18 protein-coding genes, 1 tRNA gene and 1 pseudogene are annotated in these 24,302 nt (G+C 65.5%); 10 read left to right on the top strand and 10 right to left on the bottom strand.

Features of this window, described 5'->3' with window-relative positions:
- Nucleotides 1-32: 32 nt before the first annotated feature.
- The 4 genes from AB4068_RS08560 to AB4068_RS08545 form a co-directional block, all read right to left on the bottom strand.
- The gene (locus AB4068_RS08560) at nt 33-893 is read right to left on the bottom strand and encodes an ATP-binding cassette domain-containing protein (protein ID WP_441433157.1); all 861 of its coding nucleotides are present in this window, start codon (nt 891-893) and stop codon (nt 33-35) included.
- The gene (locus tag AB4068_RS08555; protein ID WP_441433156.1) at nt 890-2,752 is read right to left on the bottom strand and encodes a dipeptide/oligopeptide/nickel ABC transporter permease/ATP-binding protein; all 1,863 of its coding nucleotides are present in this window, start codon (nt 2,750-2,752) and stop codon (nt 890-892) included. Before AB4068_RS08555 ends, AB4068_RS08560 begins: the two co-directional genes overlap by 4 nt.
- A complete protein-coding gene (locus AB4068_RS08550) occupies nt 2,749-3,690 on the bottom strand; it encodes an ABC transporter permease (protein ID WP_059388463.1) in 942 nt (313 codons plus the stop codon). Before AB4068_RS08550 ends, AB4068_RS08555 begins: the two co-directional genes overlap by 4 nt.
- 84 nt (nt 3,691-3,774) lie before the next feature.
- A complete protein-coding gene (locus AB4068_RS08545; protein ID WP_441433155.1) occupies nt 3,775-5,298 on the bottom strand; it encodes an ABC transporter substrate-binding protein in 1,524 nt (507 codons plus the stop codon).
- 185 nt (nt 5,299-5,483) lie between these two features.
- Here AB4068_RS08545 and AB4068_RS08540 point away from each other — a divergent pair, with 185 nt between their 5' ends.
- On the top strand, nt 5,484-6,119 hold the full coding sequence (locus AB4068_RS08540; protein ID WP_306960756.1) for a TetR/AcrR family transcriptional regulator: 636 nt from the start codon (nt 5,484-5,486) through the stop codon (nt 6,117-6,119).
- 88 nt (nt 6,120-6,207) lie between these two features.
- On the opposite strand, the gene AB4068_RS08535 is transcribed toward AB4068_RS08540, so the two are convergent.
- Together AB4068_RS08535 and AB4068_RS08530 are read right to left on the bottom strand one after the other, a co-directional pair.
- Nucleotides 6,208-6,963 (bottom strand): SDR family NAD(P)-dependent oxidoreductase, encoded by a 756-nt coding sequence (locus AB4068_RS08535; protein ID WP_441433154.1) that lies wholly within the window; start codon nt 6,961-6,963, stop codon nt 6,208-6,210.
- A gap of 18 nt (nt 6,964-6,981) precedes the next feature.
- Nucleotides 6,982-8,715, bottom strand: a complete 1,734-nt coding sequence (locus AB4068_RS08530) for a hypothetical protein (protein WP_441433153.1) — start codon at nt 8,713-8,715, stop codon at nt 6,982-6,984.
- A gap of 212 nt (nt 8,716-8,927) precedes the next feature.
- Here AB4068_RS08530 and AB4068_RS08525 point away from each other — a divergent pair.
- Nucleotides 8,928-8,998 (top strand) — tRNA-Cys (locus AB4068_RS08525).
- A 39-nt stretch (nt 8,999-9,037) separates the two neighbouring features.
- Here the strand turns inward: AB4068_RS08525 and AB4068_RS08520 are convergent.
- Nucleotides 9,038-9,781, bottom strand: a complete 744-nt coding sequence (locus tag AB4068_RS08520; protein WP_284990431.1) for a FadR/GntR family transcriptional regulator — start codon at nt 9,779-9,781, stop codon at nt 9,038-9,040.
- 250 nt (nt 9,782-10,031) lie between these two features.
- Between AB4068_RS08520 and AB4068_RS08515 the strand changes: the two genes are divergently transcribed.
- The 8 genes from AB4068_RS08515 to AB4068_RS08480 all read left to right on the top strand — a co-directional run bounded on the left by AB4068_RS08515 (nt 10,032) and on the right by AB4068_RS08480 (nt 21,684).
- Nucleotides 10,032-11,399: an MFS transporter gene (locus tag AB4068_RS08515; RefSeq protein WP_441433152.1), complete on the top strand. Its 1,368-nt coding sequence runs from the start codon at nt 10,032-10,034 to the stop codon at nt 11,397-11,399.
- 194 nt (nt 11,400-11,593) lie between these two features.
- A complete protein-coding gene (locus AB4068_RS08510; protein WP_441433151.1) occupies nt 11,594-13,348 on the top strand; it encodes a dihydroxyacetone kinase family protein in 1,755 nt (584 codons plus the stop codon).
- Nucleotides 13,345-13,815, top strand: a complete 471-nt coding sequence (locus tag AB4068_RS08505; protein ID WP_284990433.1) for a ribose-5-phosphate isomerase — start codon at nt 13,345-13,347, stop codon at nt 13,813-13,815. The genes AB4068_RS08510 and AB4068_RS08505 overlap by 4 nt, the downstream gene beginning before the upstream one ends.
- A complete protein-coding gene (locus AB4068_RS08500; RefSeq protein WP_441433150.1) occupies nt 13,799-14,620 on the top strand; it encodes a triose-phosphate isomerase family protein in 822 nt (273 codons plus the stop codon). Before AB4068_RS08505 ends, AB4068_RS08500 begins: the two co-directional genes overlap by 17 nt.
- Entirely contained in the window at nt 14,617-15,417 is an 801-nt protein-coding gene (locus tag AB4068_RS08495; RefSeq protein ID WP_441433149.1) for a sugar phosphate isomerase/epimerase family protein, read from the top strand. Before AB4068_RS08500 ends, AB4068_RS08495 begins: the two co-directional genes overlap by 4 nt.
- Before the next feature lies 1 nt (nt 15,418).
- Complete coding sequence (locus tag AB4068_RS08490) at nt 15,419-16,279, top strand: phosphogluconate dehydrogenase C-terminal domain-containing protein (RefSeq protein WP_441433148.1); 861 nt, start codon at nt 15,419-15,421, stop codon at nt 16,277-16,279.
- 177 nt (nt 16,280-16,456) lie between these two features.
- On the top strand, nt 16,457-21,364 hold the full coding sequence (locus AB4068_RS08485) for an NAD-glutamate dehydrogenase (protein ID WP_441433147.1): 4,908 nt from the start codon (nt 16,457-16,459) through the stop codon (nt 21,362-21,364).
- A 98-nt stretch (nt 21,365-21,462) separates the two neighbouring features.
- A complete protein-coding gene (locus tag AB4068_RS08480) occupies nt 21,463-21,684 on the top strand; it encodes a hypothetical protein (protein WP_059388456.1) in 222 nt (73 codons plus the stop codon).
- Between the two features lie 117 nt (nt 21,685-21,801).
- Here AB4068_RS08480 and AB4068_RS08475 read toward each other — a convergent pair whose 3' ends face one another.
- The 3 genes and pseudogenes from AB4068_RS08475 to AB4068_RS08465 form a co-directional block, all read right to left on the bottom strand.
- Nucleotides 21,802-22,050 (bottom strand): hypothetical protein, encoded by a 249-nt coding sequence (locus tag AB4068_RS08475; protein ID WP_059388455.1) that lies wholly within the window; start codon nt 22,048-22,050, stop codon nt 21,802-21,804.
- 193 nt (nt 22,051-22,243) lie between these two features.
- Nucleotides 22,244-23,836 carry a histidine ammonia-lyase gene (gene hutH / locus AB4068_RS08470; protein ID WP_306960746.1) on the bottom strand — a complete coding sequence of 531 codons (1,593 nt, stop codon included), beginning with the start codon at nt 23,834-23,836 and terminating at the stop codon, nt 22,244-22,246.
- Between the two features lie 10 nt (nt 23,837-23,846).
- Nucleotides 23,847-24,302: pseudogene (locus AB4068_RS08465) on the bottom strand (urocanate hydratase); the annotation flags it as partial.

Genomic DNA, 24,302 nt, shown 5'->3' with positions numbered 1-24,302 from the left:
GTGTTTGTTCTGAAGGTGGGGCTGGCAGCGGGTCAGGCCACGCCGGCCTGGACGTTCTGCTGGTGCTGGATGTCCAGCAAGCGCAGGCGGTCGGCGCGGCGCTGGGCTTGCCGGTCCGGATCGGGGACCGGGGCGGCCATGAAGAGCCTCTGGGTGTAGGGATGCTCCGGTTCTCCGGTGACTTGCCCGCCGTCGCCCCATTCGACGATTTCGCCGTGATACATCACGGCGACGCGGTGGCTGAGGTGGCGGACCACCGCGAGGTCGTGCGAGACGAAGAGGTAGGCGACGCCGGTGCGTTCCTGGATCTCGATGAAAAGGTCCAGCACCGTGGCTTGGGTGGAGAGGTCCAGGGCCGAGACGGGTTCGTCGCACACAATCAGCTTCGGATCCAGTGCCAGGGCCCGGGCGATGGCGATGCGTTGGCGCTGCCCGCCGGAGAACTCGCGCGGCAGCCGGTGGGCGGCGCCGTGCGGCAACCGGACCTGGTCCAGCAGCTCGGCGACCCGCTTGTTGGCGGCCTGGCGTTCCACTTTCCGGACCGTGAGCGGCTCGGTGAGGATCTGCTCGATGGTCATGGACGGGTTGAGCGAGGTGTACGGATCCTGGAACACCACCTGGATCTCGTGGCTGAGCTCCTTGCGCTGGGCGCCCGTGGCTTGGGAGATTTCCTGGCCGCGGTACTTGATGCTTCCCCCGGTGACCGGGGCGAGCCCCAGCACGGCGCGGCCCAGCGTGGTCTTGCCGGAGCCCGACTCCCCCACCAGGCCCACCGTCTCGCCGGGGCGGATGTCGAGGGAAACGCCCTTGAGGGCCTTGAACGGTTCCTTCCGGAAGCCCTTGAGGGGATATTCGACGACGACGTCCCGGACGTCGAGCAGTGTTTCGGTCATGGCTTCACTCCTGTCAGGCTGGTGAGGGATCCGTCGGTGCTTGCACCGTTTGTGCGGGGACCAGCGGCGCCCAGCGGGCCGCGCGGTGCCGCATCCTCGAGGATCGCTTCCAACAGTTGCCGGGTGTACGGGTGGCGGGCGTCCTTGAAGATGGTCCGGACGGGCCCGGTTTCCACGACACGGCCTGTCTGCATCACGGTCACGCGGTCGCACAGATCGGCGACGACACCGAAGTTGTGGGTCACCAGGATGACGCCCATTTTCAGCTCGTCCTGGAGTTCGCGCAGCAGGTCAAGCACTTCGGCCTGCACCGTGACGTCCAATGCAGTGGTGGGCTCGTCCGCGATAAGCAAGTCCGGCTCACAGGAGACCGCGCCGGCGATCAGCACCCGCTGCGCCATGCCTCCGGAGATTTCATGCGGATAGGCGTTGAAGGTCCGTTCGGGGTGGGGAATCCCCACTTTGGCCAGCAGGGCCAGTGCACGCTTCCGGGCTTCCGCCTTGGAGATGCCGAGGCATACCCGCATGGGCTCCATGAGCTGGCTGCCGATCGTGAAGGCGGCGTCCAGGTTGCTCATGGGTTCCTGCGGGATATAGGCGATGCGCTGGCCGCGGACCTTCGTCATTTCCTTTTCCGAGAGGCGGGCCAGGTCCGTGCCGTCGAAGATGATGGAGCCGCCGGTGACGCGTCCGCCCTGCGGCAGGAGCCGGAGGATAGAGAAGGCGGTCTGGGTCTTGCCCGAGCCGGACTCGCCCACCAGCCCGTGAACCTCGCCCCGGCGGACCGTGAGGCCCACATGGTTCACCACGTGGGTGGTGGAACCATCGGGCTGGTCGTAGCCGATGCCAAGGTCGGTGACCTCCAGGATGACTTCACCGGCGTTAGCAGTGCGTGCACCGGCGGGTGTTTCGGGATGCACCACGGCCGGCTCGCCGCGCTTGGCGGCGGCTTCTGCGGCGTCGACGACGGCGGCCCCCTTGCGGCGGCGCTTGACCGGCCCGCGGCTGCGCTCGAGTTCGTCGCGCATCGCATTGGCCAGCAGGGTCAGCGCGATGCAGACGACGCCGAGGACGAGGCTTGGCCACAGGACAAGGGTGGGTGCCTTGTAGAGGTTGATGAAGCCGTCGTTGAGCATGCTCCCCCACGTGGGGATGTTGACGTCGCCCAAGCCGAGGAATTCCAGGCCGGCCTGGATGGCGATGGCGATGCCAAGGACCATGGCGGACTGGATGATGACGGGTGCGCGCACCACGGTGAGGATGTGGCGGCCGATGATCCGGAAATCACTGAGCCCGGAGACCCGTGCCGCGTCGACGTACAGTTCGTTGCGCACCGCCGTCACGCAGGCGTACACCAAGCGGAAGTAGGCCGGGGAAAGCAGGACGCCGAAGATCATCATGGACAACCACATCGATGGCCCCACGACGGCCCGCGCGGCCAGCAGGATGACGATGCCGGGCATCGCCATGAGCAGGCCGGTGAGCCATGAGGATACCGAATCGAACCAGCCGCCGTAGTATCCGGCCACCAGGCCGCCCGTGACGCCGATCGCGACGGCGACAACCAGCGCCAACAGCGCCCCGGCCAAGCTGAACTGTCCAGCGAAGAGCAGACGACTGAAGACGTCACGGCCGGCACTGTCCGCACCCAGCACGTGGTCAGGGCCGGACTTGGCCAGGACCGCCTGCAGGCTGGCCAGCCCTGGGTCGTGCGTTGCGAGCACAGGTGCCAGCACCGCGGCCAAAGCCACGACCGCGAGGACCAGCATGGATACGGCGCCGGTGGGGTTCGTGAGGAGCTTGCGGAACAAGGAGACTTTGGCTGCCTGGGTGGACAGTGCGATGGAAGTGTCGATCATGACAGCCGAACTTTCGGGTTGAGCCAGCCTTGGGCGAGGTCGATGATGAGGTTGACGATCACCACGATGGCGGCGGTGGCGACGACGACGCCCATCACCACCGGGATGTCCCCCTGGCTGGTGGCGGCAACGGCGATCTGCCCGAGGCCGGGCAGGGCGAAGATCTGTTCAACGATCACGGCACCGCCGAGCAGGCCGATGAACTGGACCGCGAGGACAGCCAGCGCAGGACCGCCGGCGTTGCGCAGCACGTGCCTGTACACCACCCGGTTGAAGGAGAGGCCGCGGGCCCGGAGCGTGCGGACATAGTCCTGGCGGAGCGCATCGATCAGGGATCCCCGGACCTGCTGGACCACCGAGGCGATACAGCCGATCGAAAGGGCGATGATCGGCAAGGTGACCGTAGCCGCCCAGCCGCCGAACGACGTCGTAATCGGTACATAGCCGGTGGCCTTGAACCACTTGAGGTTCAAAGCGAACAGGGACACGAGTCCCAAAGCGATGAGGAAGCCGGGAATCGCGAATCCCAGGACGCCCACGAACTGGACCACGCGGTCCACCCAGCCCCGGCGCACTGCGGCCAGGACAGCGATGACCACGGAGATCACGGCCGCGATGATGGTGGCGCCCAACACCAGGGAGAGGGTCACCGATACCCGGCTGGTGACGCCGGTGCTGACCAGCTGGCCGTTGAACCACGAGCGTCCAAGGTCGCCGGTGACGGCGTGGGTGAGCCAATCCCAGTACTGGACCACGAGCGGGCGGTTCAGGCCCAGCTGGGAAGCCTTCAGGGTCACCTGGGCCTGGCTGGCTGTGGGGCCCACGATGCGGCGGGCGATATCGCCGCCACCCGCGTACAGCAGCAAGTAGGCGACCGTTGTAATGACGAACAGCAGGAGGACGCCCGAAAGCAGGCGGCGCAGCACGAAACGGTACATCAAAGTTCCTTAAGGGAAGGTTCCTGGGGCCGCCGGAGCCGGGCCGCTTGTGTCAGCACGTGGTCCGGTCCCGGCGGCTGTCCGCTAGGAGGCGGGAGAGAAGGACCAGATGAACGGGTAGGCGTTACCCGTCTGGACCTCGACCTTGGTCTTGGCGTCGGTGACGAAGCTGGACTGCGGGCGGTACCACGGAGCGAACCATGCCTGCTCCACGATGTATTTGTTCAGTTCCTTCGCGGCGGCCGTCTGCTCATCCGTAGAACCGACATGGATCTTGTTGATCAGCTCGTCCACCTTCGGGTCCTCGTACTTGTACGGGTTCCACGGGGCACCGGGAGCGATCTTCATGTTGATCAGCTGCCAGTCGGACTGCTGCTCCAGGATCATGTAACTCACGCCATACTTCGGTGCCAGGAGGTCGGCGATGAAGTTGTTGCCCGTGTCCGTGAACTCCGCCGTGATGCCGATGTCCTTGAGCTGCTGCGTGATGAGCGCAGGGAGGGTGTTGCCCATGAGCGCCGAGGACGGCAGCTTCAGGGTCAGCCCGCTGGCGTATCCGGCCTGGGCAAGCAGTTCCTTGGCCTTGGCAGGGTTGTAGGCGTAGCGGGAGTCCAGGGACTTGTCATAGGCAGCCGACGACGGCGGGAACACCTGGGTGGTCAGCTCGCCATAGCCCTGGCCGATTGACTGCAGCATCGCCTTGGTGTCGAAGGCGTAGTTGAGTGCCTGCCGGACGCGGATGTCCTTGAGCGCGGGGTTGGTGGTTCCGGCCCGGTCAAACAGGATGAGCCCTGCCCAGTTCAGCTGGAGTGGGTTGACCTTGTACCCGGCAGCCTGGATCTCCGTGAGCGTGTTGTTGTCGGCGGTGTTGGCGGCGTTGAGCTGTCCGGACTTGATGGCGTTCAGCAGGGAGGTCTGGTCACCGTAGACGTTGAGGACAAGGTTGTCGTAGTGCACCAAACTCTTGTCCCAGTAATTCGGGTTGCGGTGGTAGCTGTAGGACGTGCCGGTCACGGTGGCGGCGGTATCCAGCACATACGGACCGGAGCCGACGGGTTTGGTGGCGATGTCGGCGTTGCCGAAGGACGCCGGGCTCTGCATGAAGGACGCGTCCTTGGACAGGTAGTTCAGGAACGCCGGGTCCGGGGCGGACAGGGTCAGTTCCAGCGTGGTTGCGTCCACGGCTTTGGCAGTCTTCAGTGCCGCCATGAACTGTGCATCCGGAGACGTTCCTGCCTTGAAGCGCTCAAGGTTCTGCTTCGCGGCGTCGGCATTGAAGGGGGTGCCATCGGTGAACTTGACGTCGTCACGCAGGGTGAGCGTCAGGACGGTCTTGTCCGCGTTGTACTTCCAGTCTTTGGCCAGCATCGGCACGAGCGAGCCGTCCGGCTTCATCCGGATCAAAGTGTCGTACACGGCCTGGTAGAACGGCGACAGGTTGGCGAACTCGGACTGGTTTGCAGCGAAGGTCTTGGGCGCCAACAGCGCGCCCAGGGTCAGGGTTTGGGAGGACTGGTCCTGGGGGGCGGCGGCTCCGCCACCACCACAAGCAGTGAGCCCCAGGGCAACAGCCGCAATGACTGCGGCCATTCGCTTGGATCGGAACATCGTTGGTCCCTTTCACGATCAGTGGCGTCCACCATGGACGGCCATTGGGAAAGACCGTAACATCAAAAACCTAGTGACCACTAGGTTTTAGCCGAACTTTTTGAATCGTTATGAAATGTGACGATGCGCACAGTGGTTGACCAATTGATGGACTTATTGAAAATCGACGTTGTTAGGGTTGATCCATGAAAGAGACGGCGGGCGGCATCCAGCCCGAAACGGTGCGCCGAGGGCGCCGCGGGACTTATGCCAAGACGGAGGCCCGGAGGCAGGAAATCCTGAAGGCCGCCTTCGACGTCTTTTCATCCTCGGGATACCGCTCGGGCTCGCTGAAGGACGTGGCGGACAAAGTGGGCCTGACCCAAGCAGGGCTCCTGCACCACTTTCCCAGCAAGGAAGCCTTGCTTGAGGCAGTCTTGACCTTCCGCGACGACGAGTCCGCGATCTACACCGGGGCCTTGGATGCCAAGGGTGCGGACTTGCTGCACGCCATGGTGGATCTGACCCGGCACAACACCACCATCCCAGGCCTCGTGGCGCTGTACTGCGTACTGTCCGCGGAAGCCACTGACCCCGAGCACCCGGCCCACGAGTACTTTCTTGAACGGTACGAGCGGGTACGCGGCTTGCTGAGCGATGCTTTCTCGCACATGGCGGACGAAGGCACGTTACGGCCCGGCGTCGCGCCTGCCGCAGCGGCACGCCAGCTGACCGCGCTCATGGACGGCTTGCAGGTCCAGTGGCTTCTCGACAACGATTCCGTGGACATGCCCTCCGAAGTCGCGGCCTACCTCAACGCCGTCACGACCGAGAGCTTCTAGCCCACCCAACTGACTCGCAGTAAGTGTCGTTATGAGCCCTCAAAACGACACTTACTGCTAGCTAGTTGGGTGGGTCAGTCGCCCCGCGTCACAGCGCCGTCAGGCCGCCGTCCACGGTAAACAGCCCGCCAGTGGCGTACGCGGAATCGTCGCTGGCGAGGAACACCATGATGCCCTCGACGTCGGCCGCGGCTCCGGGCCGGCCGAGCATCGTGGAGTTGACCAGGCCGGCACGGCTCACGGGATCGTCCGCGATGGTCTGCACGAGCGGGGTCTCGGTGTAACCGGGCACTACGGTGTTGACCCGGATTCCAGACGCGGCATAGTCAGCCGCCACTACCCTGGCCAAGCCATGCACCCCGGCCTTGGAACTCGTGTACGCGGTGAAGGTCTGCCCGCAGGCCACCACCGCGGTGGGACTGCCGGTACAAATGATCGATCCGCCACGGCCTTCCATGGCCCGGACTGCGTGCTTGAGTGTGAGGAAGGCCCCGCGCTGGTTGATGGCGACGGTTTTTTCCCAAACCGCCAAGTCCAGGTCCCCGACACGGGCGTCCTGCCCGAACAACTGCACCCCGGCATTGGCCACGACGACGTCGAGCGGTCCGTCTTCCGCCACGGCAGCGTAGGCCGCAATGACGCTGGCTTCGTCCGAGATATCCATGCGCAAAGCCTGTGCGAGGGCTGATCCCGTGACAGCGGCAGCCTTCTCGGCGGCTTCCAGGTTGATGTCGGCGAAGTACACGCGGGCGCCTTCGGCGACGAAACGCTGGGCCACGGCCAGTCCGATGCCGGAGCCTGCTCCCGTGACAAGGGCGGTCTTGCCGTCCAGCCGTTTGCTCATTGTTGTTCCTCTTTCAGTTCAGTCGACGCGGCGGACAACCGCAGTCCACGGCTCAAATTCAAGATTGGTGGTGTGGCTACCCGGGAGCCGGACGACGACGCTCAGCGCTTGGGCAGTGAGGTTGGCGGCAAACAAAACCGTCCGGCCGCCGTCGCGCACGGGATACAGCACGACGCCGGGCACCTCGCCAGCTACCTCAAGGACCTCGCACCCGCGCACGGCGGGGAGGGCGGCCAGCAGCTCGCCCGCGGGCGTGAGGCCGCCGGGTCCGCGAATCCCGCGCGGTCCCGTTGCCTCGAAATAGCTGACGGATTCGACGCCGGGAACGCTGAGCGCTGCGATGCTGCCCAGCAGCCAAGCGGCCGTGAAACCCTCGGGCTGCAGCGGGTCCGTGGCCATGGCTTCGGCTGCCGCATCGTCACCCTCTGTGGCGACGGCGTTGAACCGCGCCTTCAGGGTCACCGGGCCGAGGTGCAGCGGCCGCCCCGGGCCGATCCGGAGGGCATTGAGCGCGACAAGACGCTGCATCGGCAGGGTCTCCACGACGTGTGGCACTTCGGTGGCGTGCATTTGCGGCGTGATGCTGAAGGACACGGCGTCGGCGTCCGGGGGGAGGCGATCCGCGCTGCGGTTCAGCTCGGTGAAGTGCGACCGCGCTCCGGCAAGCAGTGCACCGCCAAATTCGCGCCGCCGAGCCTCATCCCTGAGTTCAGCCCAGAGCTCCGGCTCCGTGACGTGGCTGGAAGCGTCGAACACCGCGAGCCGCAGCACATTGTCCAAGGGCAGGAGCTCGAGGAGTTCCCCGATGCGCTGCGGCGAATCGACGGAGAGCCGCACATCCAGCGGAACGTTCAGGTCCGTTGCCTCATCCGCGGCCCCACGGACCGTGCGCTCAGTGTCCGGTCCGGGCACGAGCTCCAGAAGCAGGGCGTCCAGGCCGGGGATGGGCTCGGAACGGGTTCTGGGTGCTGTGGCCGAAGTAGCCGAAACCGAAAGCGCCGGCACCCGGGCCGTGCCGCCGTCGAGCACGGTGAGGACACTTTCTGGCTGCCGAACTGACGACGGCGCGGCGGACCCGGGAGTCACCGTCAGGAGCACCGACTGGTGGACGCGATCGCCGGCGGAAACTTCCACCGGAAACGGCTTGGACAGCGGCGTGCTGTACGTCTTGAAGGAAGCGTCTGTCCAGTTCCGTTGGTCTTCGGTCTCGAAGACGTCGCCGTGGAAGTCGAGCCTGAACCGGGTTCCGTCGCGCTCCCACTCCATGGAAGAAAGGTCCATGAAGGGCTGGTGCGGACTGATGTCCACGGGGAAGAACGACGGCGTGCTGGCGCCACCGGGACTGCCGATGGTCACCGCGCGGCCGGCGTCGTCGGGGCGGTGCAGCACCACGAGTCCGATCCGGTTGCTGCGGAAGGCAGCGGGAGCGACGCCGTCGAACGTCACTTTGACGCTGTTCTTCGTGAAGTGGATGGCGAGCTCGCCGGTGTAGCTGGAGCCGAAACCGGCGAAGTCGATGTCGAGCAGGAGGGTGACACCGCCGTCGCGGGAGTGTTGCGCGACCCTGCTGACCGTGGGCACGAGGGTGCGCCAGTCGTGATCGCGGACCACTGCGCGAATGGCCCGCAGTACTGGCATGCCGTTGAACGTGATGTCCGAGAGTTCATCGTTGCGAAGCTCGGCTCCCCAAGCTGCTGCTTCCACCGTTTCCGATGGGGCGAATAGCCTGGCGTGGTTTTCGTCGTTGAGCACAGCGGGCCTTTGCAGCGAGGACGGAAGTAGGCGTAATTGGAATCAATTGTGATGCGGGCCATGCGATGAGTCAACCGGTTGACCAATATTTGAGAACTCACGCGCTGCGGTTCGCGTCGCGGTAGGTCACTTGGAGCAACGCCACGCAACCCGGCGAAAGGTTTCGAAACCATTATTGGTTGGCGCGCCGCGGCCTGCCTAACCTCGATGCACGTGGTGTACCCGAGAGGCCAGGGAGCTGCCTGCAAAGCAGCGCACGCGGGTTCGAATCCCGCCACCACGTCTCGTGTGTTGTCCTGGGGCGAAACGCCCAGGGGCCGAGCTATTGGGCGGCGTCGTAGCCCGCCAGCAGGCGGCGGGACGCTGTGCCCATGTGCGAGACCATGGCCTCTGTCACCAAGGCGGCGTCCCGGGACTCGAGCGCCTTGAAGATCGCGCGATGCTCGGCGAGCGCGGCGGCGGCATGGCCTTCATCGGTCAGTGCCCGGTCCACCCAGATTCGCAAGAGCGACCTAATGCTCTGCAGGAGTTCCTGGAGGACCTGGTTCCCGGAAGCGGACGCGATTTCCTTATGGAACGCGGCGTCGGCCTCGACGAAAACCGCGAGGTTATCCAGCCCGGCCTCCATCGAATCAAGGTTGGCTCGCATGCGCTCCAGGGCCTCGTCGGTAATGCGGGCCGCGGCCAACTGAACCGCTTGGACCTCCAATCCACTGCGCAGCTCCACGAGTTCGCGTGTGCGCGGCTCGCCGAGCATGAGTCCCCAACTGAGGGTGCGGGGCAGAAGTTCGGAGACGCCGTCGCGCAAATAGGTTCCGGACCCCGGCCGGACGATGACGATGCCGAGGATTTCCAACGCGGCCAACGCCTCGCGAACCGCCGAACGCCCGACGCCGAGCGAAGCCGCCAATTGGCGCTCGGCCGGGAGCCGGGTTCCCGCCGCTATGTCGCCGCTGGTGAAGTACGCGAGCAACCTCTCGGCGACCTCGGAGACGACGGAGCCGTGCTCCATCGGAGCAAGGGCTGCCGTCATATGGGCCGCTGCGGCGGCGGAATTCGCTGACATCTTCACAGCGTAGCAACCGGATGACCAATTTCTCCCGCACCGAATTCGTAGGTGCGGGGGTCACGTGAATCCGGCGCGCGAAAATTAAGATCAGTCAACCGGTTGACCAATTTACTCCCTGGGGTTTATGGTTTTTATCACACGCTTAGCTCGGTCCTGAGGCATCGAAGTCCACGGATCGGCACTAAGAAAACCCGAGCCGCCTGGTCCACAGAAGGACAACGCGCTCCGGCAACCTCTAGGAGTCAATGTGGACACCACACAATCGGTGGTCGAAAGATCGGCCATCAAGAAAGTCGCGAACCGGCTGGTGCCGTTCGTCGCCTTGATGTTCTTCATCAATTACCTGGACCGGACGGCCATCTCGTTCGCCGGCCCGAACGGCATGAACAAGGACCTGGCGCTCTCCGCAGCGCAGTTCGGTTTCGCGTCCGGAGTTTTCTTCATCGGCTACATCCTGCTGGAGGTTCCCAGCAACCTTGCTTTGCACAAGTTCGGCGCGCGCCGCTGGCTGGCCCGAATCATGGTCAGCTGGGGCATTGTGTCCCTCGTGTTCACCTGGGTGGGCAACGTGGACCAGCTCTACGTCCTGCGCTTCATTCTGGGTGTGGCGGAAGCCGGATTCTTCCCCGGCGCCATCCTCTTCCTGAGCCTCTGGGTCCCCGCAAAACACCGAAGCAAGATCCTCGCCCTCTTCTACTTGGCACAGCCGTTGACCACGGTGATCGGCGCTCCACTGGCCGGAGCGTTGATCCAGCAGCACGGCGTGTTCTTCGGCCTTGAGGGCTGGCGGTTCATGTTCTTCGGTGTCGCCATCCCCGCGATCGCCATCGGCGTCATCTCCTGGTTCTACCTGGCAGACTCCCCCGCCAAGGCCAAGTGGCTGACGTCGGAGGAAAAGACCTGGCTGACCGGTGCGCTCGACAAGGAAAAGGCGGCGACTTCTGCCATCAACAAGCACGTCAGCGTCCGCACCGTGTTCGGCAACGGCCGCGTTTGGATGCTTTCCCTAATCTACTTCGGCTTCATTTACGGCCTCTACGCCCTCGGGTTCTTCCTGCCGACCATCATCAAGGGTTTCGAGTCCCAGTTCGGCACGAAATTCGACGTCTTCCAGCAAGGCCTCATCACGGCCATCCCGTACTTGCCTGCCGCCGTCGCCCTGTACTTCTGGTCCAGGGACGCAACCAAGCGCGGCGTCAAGACGTGGCACATCGCGCTTCCCGCGCTGACCGGCGCCGTCAGCATTCCGTTGGCGCTGTTCGCAGGGTCCCCGGCCGCGACGATCGCCGTCATCACCATCACCGCCATGTCCATCTTCGCGGCCCTGCCGAACTTCTGGACGGTGCCCACGCAGTTCCTCACCGGGGCGGCGGCCGCAGCCGGAATCGCGCTGATCAACACCGTCGGCAACCTCGCAGGCTTCAGCGCCGGCTACATCACGGGTTGGCTCAAGGACTGGACGGGAAGCTACGTGGTGCCCATGTTCGTGGTGGGTGGCTTCATGCTCCTTTCCTCGATCCTCATGGTCGTCCTCAGCCGCCGGGGAGAAGCCAGCGAAGGCGCCCCCGCCGAGGCTCTGGATCCCGCAGGCGCCAGCCAGCAAACCCAGCCCTAACCCGCGCCCGGCCCGCCCAACTAACTCGCAGTTGTTGTCGTTATGAGCCCTCATAACGACAACAACTGCTAGTCAGTTGGGTTACCGTCCCACGCCACACCACGCAGCCACACCGCCGCCCCGCCCGGCCGGCCTGCCCCCAGGCAGGCGCCAGTTCTCACCATGATTTCCACCGACAGGTCCAGGAGTTCCGCATGACCCGCTTGTTCAATGAACCCGCAGCCTTCGCCGACGAAATGATCGAAGGTTTCGTCGCATCGCACGGCCGCTGGGTACGGCGCGTCTCCGGCGGCGTGGCCCGCAGCACCCGGAGCACTCCCGGCACGGTAGCGCTGGTGATCGGCGGCGGTTCGGGCCACTACCCGGCTTTCGGGGGGCTCGTCGGCCAGGGCCTGGCGCACGGCGCAGCGATGGGCAACCTCTTCGCCTCGCCGTCCGCGCAGCAGGTCTACAACGTGGCCAAGGCGTCGGACAACGGCGGTGGCGTGCTCCTGGGCTACGGCAACTACGCCGGGGATGTCCTGCATTTCACCCAGGCGCAGGAGAAGCTCCGCAAGGAGGGAATCGACTGCCGCAGCATCGCCGTGACGGACGACATCTCCTCCGCCCCCGCAAGCGAGATGCACAAGCGCCGGGGTATTGCCGGGGACCTGACCGTCTTCAAGGTCGCCGCCGCAGCCTCCGAGGCCGGCTACACCATGGACGACGTCGTGCAGATCGCCGAACGCGCCAACCACCGCACCCGTTCCTTCGGCGTCGCGTTCACCGGGTGCACGCTGCCCGGCGCGGAGCGGCCGCTCTTCACCGTCCCCGAGGGCCGGATGGCGGTGGGCATGGGAATCCACGGCGAACCAGGCATCGGCGAAACGGACATCCCGACGGCGGATGAGCTCGCCGAGCTGATGGTCGCCAAGCTCCTTGCCGAAATCCCCGAGGGTGTCCAGATCAGTGGTGCCCGCGTCGTCCCGATCCTCAATGGCCTGGGCAGCGTGAAATACGAAGAACTGTTCGTCGTGTACCGCCGCGTCGCGCAGCTCCTCGCTGAGGCAGGACTCGACGTCGTGGATCCGCAGGTGGGCGAGCTCGTGACCAGCTTCGACATGGCAGGCACATCCTTGACCCTCTTCTGGCTGGACGAGGAACTCGAACAACTCTGGCTCGCACCGGCCGACGCCCCGGCCTTCCGCCGCGGCGCGGTCACGGCCCAGGCGCTGGCGGCCGACGACGGCGGGCTGGCCGACGGCGAACTTTCCATCCCTGCCGCCTCGGCTGAGTCCCGCGCGGCCGCCGTCCGCGTCCTCGCCGCACTTGGCGCCGCCAAGGACGTCGTCGACGCGAACGCCGAGGAACTTGGCAGGATCGACGCGATCGCCGGAGACGGCGACCACGGCATCGGCATGGAACGCGGAGTCCGCGCCGCCGTGGAAGCCGCGGCAGACGCCGTCGTACGCGGCGCCGGTGCGGCCACCACCTTGCACTTCGCCGGGGATGCCTGGGCCGATAAGGCCGGCGGAACCTCCGGCGCGCTCTGGGGCATGGCACTGCGGGCCGTCGGTGACGCTTTGGGCGACGCCAACGCGCCCGACGGCGGTGCTGTCGCCACCGGCGTGGCAGACGCCGCCGCGGCCATCATGAACTTCGGCAAAGCCAAGGTGGGCGACAAAACCTTGGTGGACGTCCTGGTCCCGTTCCGCGACGCCCTCGAAGCCGGCGTGCAGGACGGCCGGTCCTTGACGGACGCGTGGGGCACCGCCGTCGTGGCTGCCCAACAGGCCGCCGAGGCAACCGCGAACCTGCTGCCGCTGATGGGCCGCGCCCGCCCGCATGCCGAGAAGAGCTTGGGCACCCCGGATGCCGGAGCAGTCTCGATGGCCCTGATCGTCAAGGCGATCCACGAGTCCCTCCTCCAGGAGAACACGATCGAAAACAGCATGAAGGAGACAGCATGAGCACCAAACTGCGCCTGGTCATCGGATCGGACGACGCCGGATTCGAGTACAAGGAAGCCCTGAGGGCCGACCTCGAGGCCAGTGAACTGGTCGAATCCGTGACCGACGTCGGGGTGGATGCCGTCAGCCACACCCCGTACCCGTCCGTGGCCATCGCTGCTGCCGAGCTCATCGCCGCAGGCAAGGCCGACCGTGCCCTGCTGGTATGCGGCACCGGGCTGGGGGTGGCCATCGCAGCCAACAAGGTCCCCGGCATCCGCGCCGTCACCGCCCACGACAGCTTTTCCGTGGAACGGGCCGTCCTGAGCAACAACGCGCAGGTCCTCACCTTCGGACAGCGCGTCGTCGGCCTGGAACTTGCCCGCCGCCTCGCCAAGGAGTGGCTCACCTACACGTTCGACGAGTCCTCAGCCTCCGCCGAGAAAGTCACGCTTATTAAGGACTACGAAGGTGTCACTTCCTGCTAAACCCGCCGTCGGCGGGACGAATGAGAAGGTGATCATCGGCGTCAGCCTGAAGATGTATTTCGGCTACGAGCGCACGCTCGAATACTGCCGGGAAGTGGCGTCCATCGCGGCCGCGCATCCCGCGGTCCGGAGCGGCGAGGTCGAGTTGTTCGTCCTGCCGGCCTTCCCCGTTCTAGCGGACGCCGGCCGACTCCTCGAAACGTCCGGCGCAGCCACGGGCGCGCAGGACATCTTCTGGGAAGACGAAGGCGCATACACCGGCGAGGTCAGCGGGAAGATGGTGGCCGAGATCGGCGGCAGCTACGTCGAAATCGGGCACGCCGAACGCCGCAGGATCTTCGGCGAGGACCACCGGGTCATCGGGCTCAAGACCGCGGCAGCCTACCGCAACGGCCTCACCCCGGTTCTGTGCGTCGGCGAACTGAACTCCGGTTCAGCCGAAGAGGCCATCGCCCATTGCTCCGCCGAGATCGACGCCGCCCTCAAGCGGGCGCAATCGCTCGGTCCCGCAGGCCGGACCATCGTGGCCTACGAACCGCAGTGGGCCATCGGCGCGCCGGAACCCGCGACGCCCGAATACATCAGCGCCGTGGTCCGCGGCCTCGACGAGCACCTCCGCTCGTTGCCGGGACAGGCCGGGAGCCGTGTCATTTACGGCGGCAGCGCGGGCCCCGGGCTGATCAGCCAGTTGGACATGTCCGTTGCCGGCCTGTTCCTCGGCCGCTTCGCGCACGATCCGGAAGCCCTCAAGACCATCCTGGACGAGGCTGCCGCACGCCTTGTTGGGAAAGGGGTGACAGTATGAGCTCGACCATCGGCCTGAGCAGCTACGCGTTCTTCTGGCAACTCTCGGACGCCGTCTCGGCGCCGCTGAGCATCCACAACGCGCTGGCCTGCACTGCGGACCTGGGCGTCGAGCTGTTCCAGATCTGCGACTATGCTCCCGTCGAGCACATGTCCGACGACGAACTCGCCGCCGTCCGCTCAACCGCGGACTCCCTCGGCATCACGCTGGAACTCGGTACGAAGGGCATCCGTCCGGAGCACCTGCGCAAGTTCCTGCACATCGCCCGGATCCTTGGCTCGGAGCTACTGAGGACCATGTTCAACGTCCCCGGCCACGCGCCCGACGCCGACGAAGCCACCGCGATCTTCACCGAGGTCCTGCCGGCCTTCGAAGCGGCAGGCGTGCGGATCGCCGTCGAAACCTACGAACAGGTGCCTACCGCACGGATCCTGGACGTGATCCGCCGGGTGGACAGCCCGTACCTCGGGATCTGCAGCGACCCCGCCAATACCGTCGCGGCGCTGGAGATGCCGCGCGAGGTGATTGACGCCGTCGCGCCCTATGTCCTGAACATGCACATCAAAGACTTTGCGTTCAGCCGCAAGGAGGGGTGGGTCGGGTTCACGTACTCCGGCGCGCCGCTCGGCGAAGGCCTCCTGGATTACGACTACATGGCCGGCAAGATCCAGCCCTCGCAAAGAAACATCAACCAGATCGTCGAACACTGGCTGCCCTGGCAGGACTCCGAGGCGGAAACCATCCGCCTCGAAAACCAGTGGACCCAACAAAGCCTCGAATTCCTAAGGAGCAAGTGAAATGTCAGCAGAACAATTGACCGTCGCCGTTATTGGAGCCGGTGGCAAGATGGGGATGCGCGTTTCCGCCAACCTCCAGAAGAGCAGCCACACCGTCACCTACAGCGAGAACTCCGCCGCCGGCCAGGACCGCGTCCGCGCCGAGGGCCGCGAGATCACCGCAACGGATGACGCCGTCAAGGGCGCCGACGTCGTCATCCTCGCCGTGCCGGACACCGTCCTGGGCATCGTGTCCGAAGGCGTCGTCCCGCAGATGAAGCCCGGCTCGATCCTCCTTACCTTGGACCCGGCCGCCGCCTACGCCGGACTACTGGCCAAGCGCGACGACGTCGTCCAGGCCGTCGCCCACCCGTGCCACCCCTCCGTGTTCCTCGAGCGGACCACCAAGGAAGAATGGGCCGACACCTTCGGCGGCCAGGGCGCCCCGCAGAACGTCGTGGCAGCGATCGATGAGGACGCACCCGCGGCAACCCGCGACGCAGCCGAGGCGACCATCCGCACCATCTACGCCCCCGTCATCGACGTCCACTGGGTCACCGTGAAGCAGCTCGCCATCCTGGAACCCACCCTCGTGGAGACCGTGGCCTGCATGATCGGCACCCTGCTCAACGAAGCCCTCCACGAAACCGTGCACACCGCCGGCGTCCCCGAAGAAGCAGCCAAGGCCATGCTGTTCGGTCACGTGCAGATTGCCCTGACCAACGCCCTGCGCGGCTCCAACCCGTTCTCCGAGGCCTGCGAAATCGCCATCCAGTACGGCAAGGACACCATCATCAAGGACGACTGGAAGAAGATCTTCGACGACTCCGAGCTCGACGGCGTCATCGCCAAGATGCTCAAGCTGGACGCCGTCAAGCGCTAGGCGATTCATCACCACCCGCGAGATGGCAGTTCACGGCAATTACTGACGCGAAGTGCCATCTCGCGGCGCATTCCAGGGGTTTACTGCCCGCCCCGCGCCAGCCATCATGAAATCAGGCGCAGGACTTCGCCGACCGCTACAGCACGGCCGCTCCTTGCGCAGCGGAGGCGCAGCGACATGTCACCCAGGATCGAGCCCGCGGACCACGCCCTGGGAGGCACTGCCCCCGGCGCCCCGGACCGATTCCTGACCGACTACTACGAACACGTGGCCGATGATGATGTCCGCAACTACACCACGGACACGCTCCTCGAGCGTGCCCGGTACCACCGCTCATTGGCTGAACGGCGGGCTCCCGGGCAAGCTGTGATCGGCGTCCTGAACGAGGCCGACGCGAGCCTCGTAGCGATTGTCACCGAGGACATGCCTTATCTCGTACCGTCGGTCACTGCGGAAATCGCCAGGGACAACGCCTCCATCGGGCTCCTGGTCCACCCCACTTTTACCGTCACCCGGGATCCAGCCACCCACCGCCTGACCGACGTCCGCCGCGGCCCCCTGCGGACCGGACTGCCGTCCGGCGTCGAGCCTTCCGTCCCGGTCACCCCTCTGGAGCACGACGACGGGGGGCCGCTGACGGAGGCTTGGATCGCCGTCGAGATTTCCCGGCTTCCGGACGAAACGAGTGCCGAACACCTCGTTGAACGGCTGCAGAGCGTCCTTGGCGATGTCCGGGCCGCGGCGGAAGACGCGGCTGCCATCCACCAGGAACTTGCCGACGAGATCGGGGGTTTGGCGGGTTTGTCCGGCGGCGGGGAGGTCCGGGAGTTGCTGCGCTGGCTGGACGACGGGAATTTCGTGTTCCTCGGCTACCGCGGCCGGAGGAGTCTCGGACTGCTCCGGAAGGTGGCGGCCGACGCGTCCGAGGCCGGGCCGCCCGAGGCCGGGCCGCCCGAAGGTGGGCCGTCCGAAGGTGGGCCGAGCGCAAAGCCCCTCCTGACGCTCACCAAGTCGACGCTCCGCTCGACGGTGCTCCGGCGTGCCTACCTCGACGAAATCACCCTGGGCGGGCCTGACAAGATCGGCGAGCGCACCTGGGTCGGCCTTTTCGCTCCCAGCTCGGCGTCCCGTTCGGCACTCCAGATTCCCGTCATCCGGGACACTGTGGACGAGGTACTGCGGACGTTCGGCTACCCGCCGGCATCACACCGCGGCAAGGAACTCCTGGCCGTGGTGGAGGCTTATCCGCGCGACGAGCTCTTCCACATCGACGCCGGGCAGTTGGCGGAGCACGCGCGGGACATCTTGCGCCTCCAAGAACGGCACAGCACCCGGTTGTTCCTTCGTCCGGACTCGCATAACCGCTTCATGACGGCATTGGTCTTCCTGCCGCGGCAGCGCTACAGCACGGCCGTCCGGCTCAACATTGAACGCGAACTTCGCGAGGCCTTCGGTTCCGGGGCCATCGAGTTCGAGCTCCGCCTGGGCGAATCCGCCATGGCCCGGGTGTTCTTCCGGGTCCTGTTGCCACGCGAGGGGGCGCCCGCCGTCGTCGACCCTGCGGTACTGGAGCAGCGGATTATCGCCGCGACGCGGTCCTGGGCGGAAGGCCTGGACGAAGCCTTGCGGGCAAGGTTCCCAGCAGACGAGGCCGCCCGGCTGTCCCGGCAATGGGCTGCCGCCTTTCCGGCCAGCTACAAGGCCGATTACGAGGTGGAAGACGCCGTTCAGGACATCGTCCGGTTCGAGGGTTTCGCGCCCATGGACGGGGACCAGGCCGACGGCGACACCGCGGACCCGCTGCTCACCGTCTACAGGCGCCCGGGAACCGCTGTCCTCGCCGAGGATGCGCGGATTCGGCTCTATTTGACCCACCCGCAGAGCCTGAGCCAGATTCTGCCCCTCTTCCACAACCTAGGCTTGCGCGTCCTGGACCAGCGGCCGTTCGACGTGCAGCGTGCCGACGGGCGGTCCTTCTTCCTTTACGACCTTGGCCTCGTGTATCCGCGCGGAGTTGATCCCGTGCGAACGGGCGAGCTCCTGGCCGCTTCGTTTTGTGCCGCGATGCGGGGAGATGCGGAGTCCGACGCCTTCGATGCCCTGGTCATCCGGGAGGGGATCGACTGGCGGCGGACAGCCATCCTGCGCGCGTATGCGAAGTACCTCCGGCAGCTGGGGAGCACCAATTCGTACGGGTTCATCGCGGATACACTTCGTGAGAATGTGCGGGCAACCCGCGCTCTGCTTTCGCTCTTCGAGGCGAAGTTCGATCCGGACCGGTTCGACCCCGATCTGTTCGATCCTGAACTGCGGGCGCCGGCGCCCGCTGACAAGACGCCTGCTGAGCAGATGGCGGCTGGAAGCGACCTGTTCGAAACGGACCGCGGCAAGTACAGCTCGCGGACGCAAGCCACCAACGCCGCGCGCAAGGAACTGGCCGAAGCGATCGACGCCGTACCGGTCCTCGACGCCGACCGCCTGTTGCGTTCCCTGGCGAGCCTGGTGGAGGCCACCCTGCGCACTAACTTTTACCTCAACAAACCGTATTTGAGTTTCAAGCTGAACCCCTCCTCCATCCCGGCTGCACCTGCACCCCGGCCACAATTCGAAATCTGGGTCTACTCGCCACGCGTGGAAGGCGTCCACTTGCGGTTCGGCGCCATTGCCCGCGGCGGCTTGCGTTGGTCCGACCGCCGGGAGGACTTCCGCACGGAGGTCCTGGGGCTCGTGAAAGCCCAGACCGTGAAGAACGCCGTCATTGTTCCCACCGGAGCCAAGGGTGGTTTCTACCCCAAACAACTCCCGGACCCCGCCGAAGACCGGGCGGACTGGCTGGCCGAGGGCCAGGAAAGCTACCGGATCTTCGTTCGTGGACTACTGGACATCACGGACGATCTGGTTGCCGAGCGCGTCGTCCCGCCGGCGCGCGTGGTGAGGCACGACGGTGACGACTACTACCTTGTGGTCGCCGCGGACAAGGGCACAGCCACGTTCTCCGACATCGCCAACGACCTCGCCTCAGAGTATGGATTCTGGCTGGGCGATGCGTTCGCGTCCGGCGGTTCCGTGGGTTATGACCACAAGCAGATGGGCATCACGGCCCGCGGCGCCTGGGAGTCCGTGCGGCACCATTTCAGTGAGTTGCTCATCGACTCCCGGGCCGAGGATTTCACCGTGGTGGGCATCGGCGACATGAGCGGCGATGTGTTCGGAAACGGAATGCTGCTCTCGAACCACATCAAGCTTGTGGCGGCCTTCGATCACCGGCATATCTTCCTGGATCCCACCCCGGACCCGGCCATTTCCTTCGCCGAGCGGAAACGGCTCTTCAAGCTCCCCCGCTCATCCTGGGCCGACTACAACCCCGCGAAGCTCAGTCCCGGTGGAGGAGTGTTCTCCCGGGCCGACAAATCAATCGGCATCACCGAGCCTGTCCGCCTCGCCTTGGGATTGGAGGAGGGCACGACGGCGATGAGCCCGCCTGAGCTGCTCAGGGCCGTCCTCACGGCCCCCGTCGACCTGCTCTACAACGGTGGGATCGGCACCTACGTCAAGGCTTCCGCCGAGACCCATGCCGACGTCGGAGACAAGTCAAACGATGCCATCCGGGTGGACGCCGCCCAACTGCGTACCCGGATCATCGCCGAGGGCGGCAATCTCGGCATCACCCAACGCGGCAGGATCGAGGCTGCGCTGGCTGGAATCCGCGTAAACACCGATGCCATCGACAACTCCGCCGGCGTGGACTGCTCGGACCACGAGGTAAACATCAAGATCTTCCTGGACCGGATGATCGCCGCAGGCAAGATGTCCCCCAACGAAAGGACGAAATTCCTGCACTCACTCCAGGACGAAGTGGGGAGGCTCGTGCTGAAAACCAACGTTGACCAAAACGTCCTCCTCCTCAATGACAGGCAACTGGTCCTCGAGTGGAGCCCGAGCTTCGAACGGACCATGGACTGGCTCGAGTCAGCCACGGACCTGGACCGGGAGCTCGAATGCCTGCCGACAACCAAGGAAATCCAGGCGCGAGTAAGGACCGGAGTTGGACTGACCTCACCTGAACTCGCCGTGCTGGCGGCCTATGCGAAGATCGAGCTCGCGCGGGAACTGACGGAGGGCGGGCTCGCGGACGATCCATGGTTTTCGAAAACGCTGCGCGACTATTTTCCCCGTCAGCTCTCGGAACGGTTCGGCGAGGACCTCTCCACGCATCCCCTGCGCCGCCAAATCGTTGCCACTGTGGTGGCCAACGACATGATCAACCTCGGCGGCATAGCCTTCGCGTTCCGCGCCATGGAGGAGACCACGGTTTCGGCGGCCGCGGTCGCGCGCGGATTCGTGGTCATGCGCCGAATCTGGGACTTCGATTCGGTCACTGAAGCCATCGCGCGGGTACCGGCAAGCGTCCCGAGCGAACATGGATGCGCCGTGGCCCTGGACATGCGCCGGCTCCTCGACCGGTCCACCCGCTGGTACGTCACCCACGATTTCCGCGACAAGCCCATTGCGGACGCCTTCGCCCGGCTCGAGCGGCCCATGTCGCTGATGCGGGCGAACTTCACGCGCTTCCTGCACGGGATCAACCTGCAACACTCGTTGACGCGCCTTGCCCATTCGGATTCAGTGGGCTTGCCACACGAGCTGGGCCTTCGAGCCTCGGAACTCCTGGTCAGCTACGGCCTTTTGGACATTTCCGCGATTGCCGAGGAATTGCAGGAGCCCGTTGAGGACGTCGCCGAGGTGTACTTCGCCGTGTTCGAACGGATCTCGGCTATCCCCCTGTTGGAACACATCACGCTGTTGCCGCGGGACACCCACTGGGAGGCCTTGGCGCGCGCAGCCCTTCGCGACGACATGTATCTGGTCCTTGCCGACATGACCAAGGCCGTGGTCCGGCACACTCCCCGCTCCCCCGAGGCAAGCGCCGACCCCATAGGAAGGATCCAGGATTGGGAACGCGGAAACATCGAACAACTCGCCCGCATCCAGGACACCATCAAGGAAGCGATCAAGCCCGGCCCGGTGGATATAGCCGCACTCTCCGTGGCCGTGAAGCTCTTGCGAGCGATGGTACGCCGGTGATCCAGATCCCAGAATGACAGACATCCGACGACTCTTTGCTATCTTTTATGCAGGAATTGCCGCTCCCCAACGCGGCATCCTGCAGAAGGAGGCCCCCAATGAGCACTGCCACGATAGAAAACAACGAGATCCATTTGTCCTTTGCGTCCGTCGACGAAGTCCATGCCGGACTCGACGAAGCCGTCAGCACGCTCATCGAAGCCGCTGCCGAAGACGGCCGCTGCGGGATCCTGGTGACCCGCCGGGAGCCCGGAAGCTACACGGTCGCCTTGGACGAGTCCGTCCCGTTCGGCCAGACCCGTGAGGTCCTCGCCGCCTAAGGACAGGCCCTGAAATAGGTACAGACAAGAAAACCGGAGCTTGTTTTCCAGACCACGCCAAGACGGCGCGGAATGGGAAACAAGCCCCGGTCCTTTAACCCGGTTTTTGCGGAGTCCCTACACCCGGCGCAACTCCACGCCGTCGGACTTCATGAAAAGCTGTTTGGCGGCTTCATCGGCGCCAGGTCCTGCGGGTTCAAGCCACACAACGTTGCCGCTGCCCGAGACTTCCTGCACCTCCCCCGCCGCGACCACATGTGCGTGCCTTACGACTTCGATCCGCTCCCCCACCTTCAACGTTCCCCAGTTGGAAACGACGGCGGACTGTGCGATTCGCCTGGACAGGACTGTCCCGCGTGCCTTCATTGAACTTCTACCCCTTTGTGGATGTTCGTTGTTTTCAGTTGTAACGGATATTCCCCGGTAGGCCCACGACATCGTCGGCGTGGACATGCCGTACACCATAAGTTCTACTACACAGAAAGCGCCCCGGGGCACGTATTGCCAAACATTTCCGGGGCGCTTCCTATTGTTCACTCGAACAGTATTTTGTTCGGCGTCAGGCGAGAATTCCGACGGCGGATTCGGCGGCCGTTCGCACCTCGCCAGCGCCTACAAGACGGTCTGCCGCTTCCAGTTCAGGTGAGAGGAAACGGTCAGTTCCGGGACCGTCGACGACGCCGCGCAGCACCTCGATCACGGCGGTGCCGGCAGGCCCCGGAGTGAGTTCTCCACCGGACAGTTTGGTGCGGATGTCGAGGGCGCGGGCGCTCGTCACGAGTTCCACGGCCAGGACGCGACGCAGGTTCTCGATGGCCTTCCGGAGCTTGCGGGCAGCGTGCCAACCCATGGAGACGTGGTCTTCCTGCATGGCGGAGCTCGGGATGGAGTCCACCGACGCCGGGACGGCCAGCCGCTTGTTGTCCGAGACGAGGCCGGCCTGGGTGTACTGGGCAATCATGAGGCCAGAGTCCACTCCGGGATCGTCTGCGAGGAAGGCCGGGAGTCCGTGCGAGCGGGCCGGGTCCAGCATGCGGTCCGTGCGGCGCTCGGCGATGGAGGACAGGTCCGCCACGGCGATCGCCAGGAAGTCCAGGACGTACGCCACCGGGGCGCCGTGGAAGTTTCCGTTGGAGGACACGCGGCCGTCCGGGAGCACCACGGGGTTGTCGATGGCTGCAGCCAACTCGCGGGAGGCCACGAGTTCGGCATGCGTCACGGTGTCGCGGACCGCGCCGGCCACCTGGGGTGCGCAGCGGAGCGAGTACGCGTCCTGGACTTTGGTGTCGTTGACGCGGTGCGAAGCGACGATCGGCGAGTTGGAAAGCACCCGAAGCATGTTGTCCGCGCTTGCGGCCTGGCCCGGGTGGGGCCGCAGGGCCGCGTGCAACTCAGGCAGGAACACCTGGTCGGTGCCGAGCAGCGCCTCGACGCTGAGCGCCGCGGTGATGTCCGCCGTCGTAAGCAGCAGGTGCAGGTCGGCGATGGCCATCAGGAGCATGCCGAGCATGCCCTCGGTGCCGTTGACGAGCGCGAGGCCTTCCTTTTCCGCGAGGACCACCGGCTCGATGCCGTGCGCGGCGAGGAGTTCGGCAACCGGCTTCTTTCCGGCGGCGCCGTAGAGCTCGCCGTCGGGGCCGGTGGCTTCGCCTTCGCCCATCAGGACCAAAGCGCAGTGGGACAACGGAGCGAGGTCGCCCGAGCAACCCAGGGAGCCGAATTCACGGACTACCGGGGTGATGCCGGCGTTGAGGACGTCCACCATGGTCTGCAGGACCACGGGACGAACGCCCGTGCGGCCCGAGGCCAGGGTCTTGGCACGCAGGAACATGATGCCGCGGACCACTTCGCGCTCCACTGCCGGGCCCATGCCTGCGGCGTGGCTGCGGATGAGCGACTTCTGCAACTGGGTGCGGAGTTCATTGGGGATGTGGCGGTTGGCCAGGGCGCCGAAGCCCGTCGAAACGCCGTACGCCGGAACTTCGCTGTGCGCGAGGCCGTCGATGTGGGCGCGGACCTTGGCAACAGTGTCCAGGGCTTCCTGGGAGATGGTCACCTTGGCGTCGTAGCGCGCGACGGCGACGACGTCCTCCGGCGTGACTCCGCTGGAGCCGAGGGTAACGGTCAGCGGTTCGTGGGTAATGGTTGTCATCGGGGTGTTCCTACTTGCTTTCTTCCATGGGGATGCGGACGCCGCGTTCGTGGGCGACTTCGATGGCGCGGTCGTAGCCGGCGTCGGCGTGGCGGATGACGCCCATGCCGGGGTCGTTGGTGAGGAGGCGTTCGAGTTTCTGGGCTGCGAGCTCGGTGCCGTCGGCGACGGAGACCTGGCCGGTGTGGATGGAGCGGCCGATGCCCACGCCGCCGCCGTGGTGGATGGAGACCCAGGTCGCCCCCGAGGACGCGGCGGTCAGGGCGTTGAGCAGGGGCCAGTCGGCGATCGCGTCGGAGCCGTCCTTCATGGACTCCGTTTCCCGGTACGGGGAGGCCACGGAGCCGGAGTCCAGATGGTCCCGGCCGATCACGATCGGGGCCTTGACCTTGCCCTCGGCGACGAGCTGGTTGAACAGCAGCCCGGCCTTGGCACGTTCGCCGTAGCCCAGCCAGCAGATCCGGGC

It is taken from the genome of Arthrobacter sp. 2RAF22 (genome assembly GCF_052115325.1).
Lineage (GTDB): Bacteria > Actinomycetota > Actinomycetes > Actinomycetales > Micrococcaceae > Arthrobacter.
The sequence above is the reverse complement of the archived record's forward strand: the minus strand, read 5'-3'. Positions and strand labels throughout refer to the sequence as shown.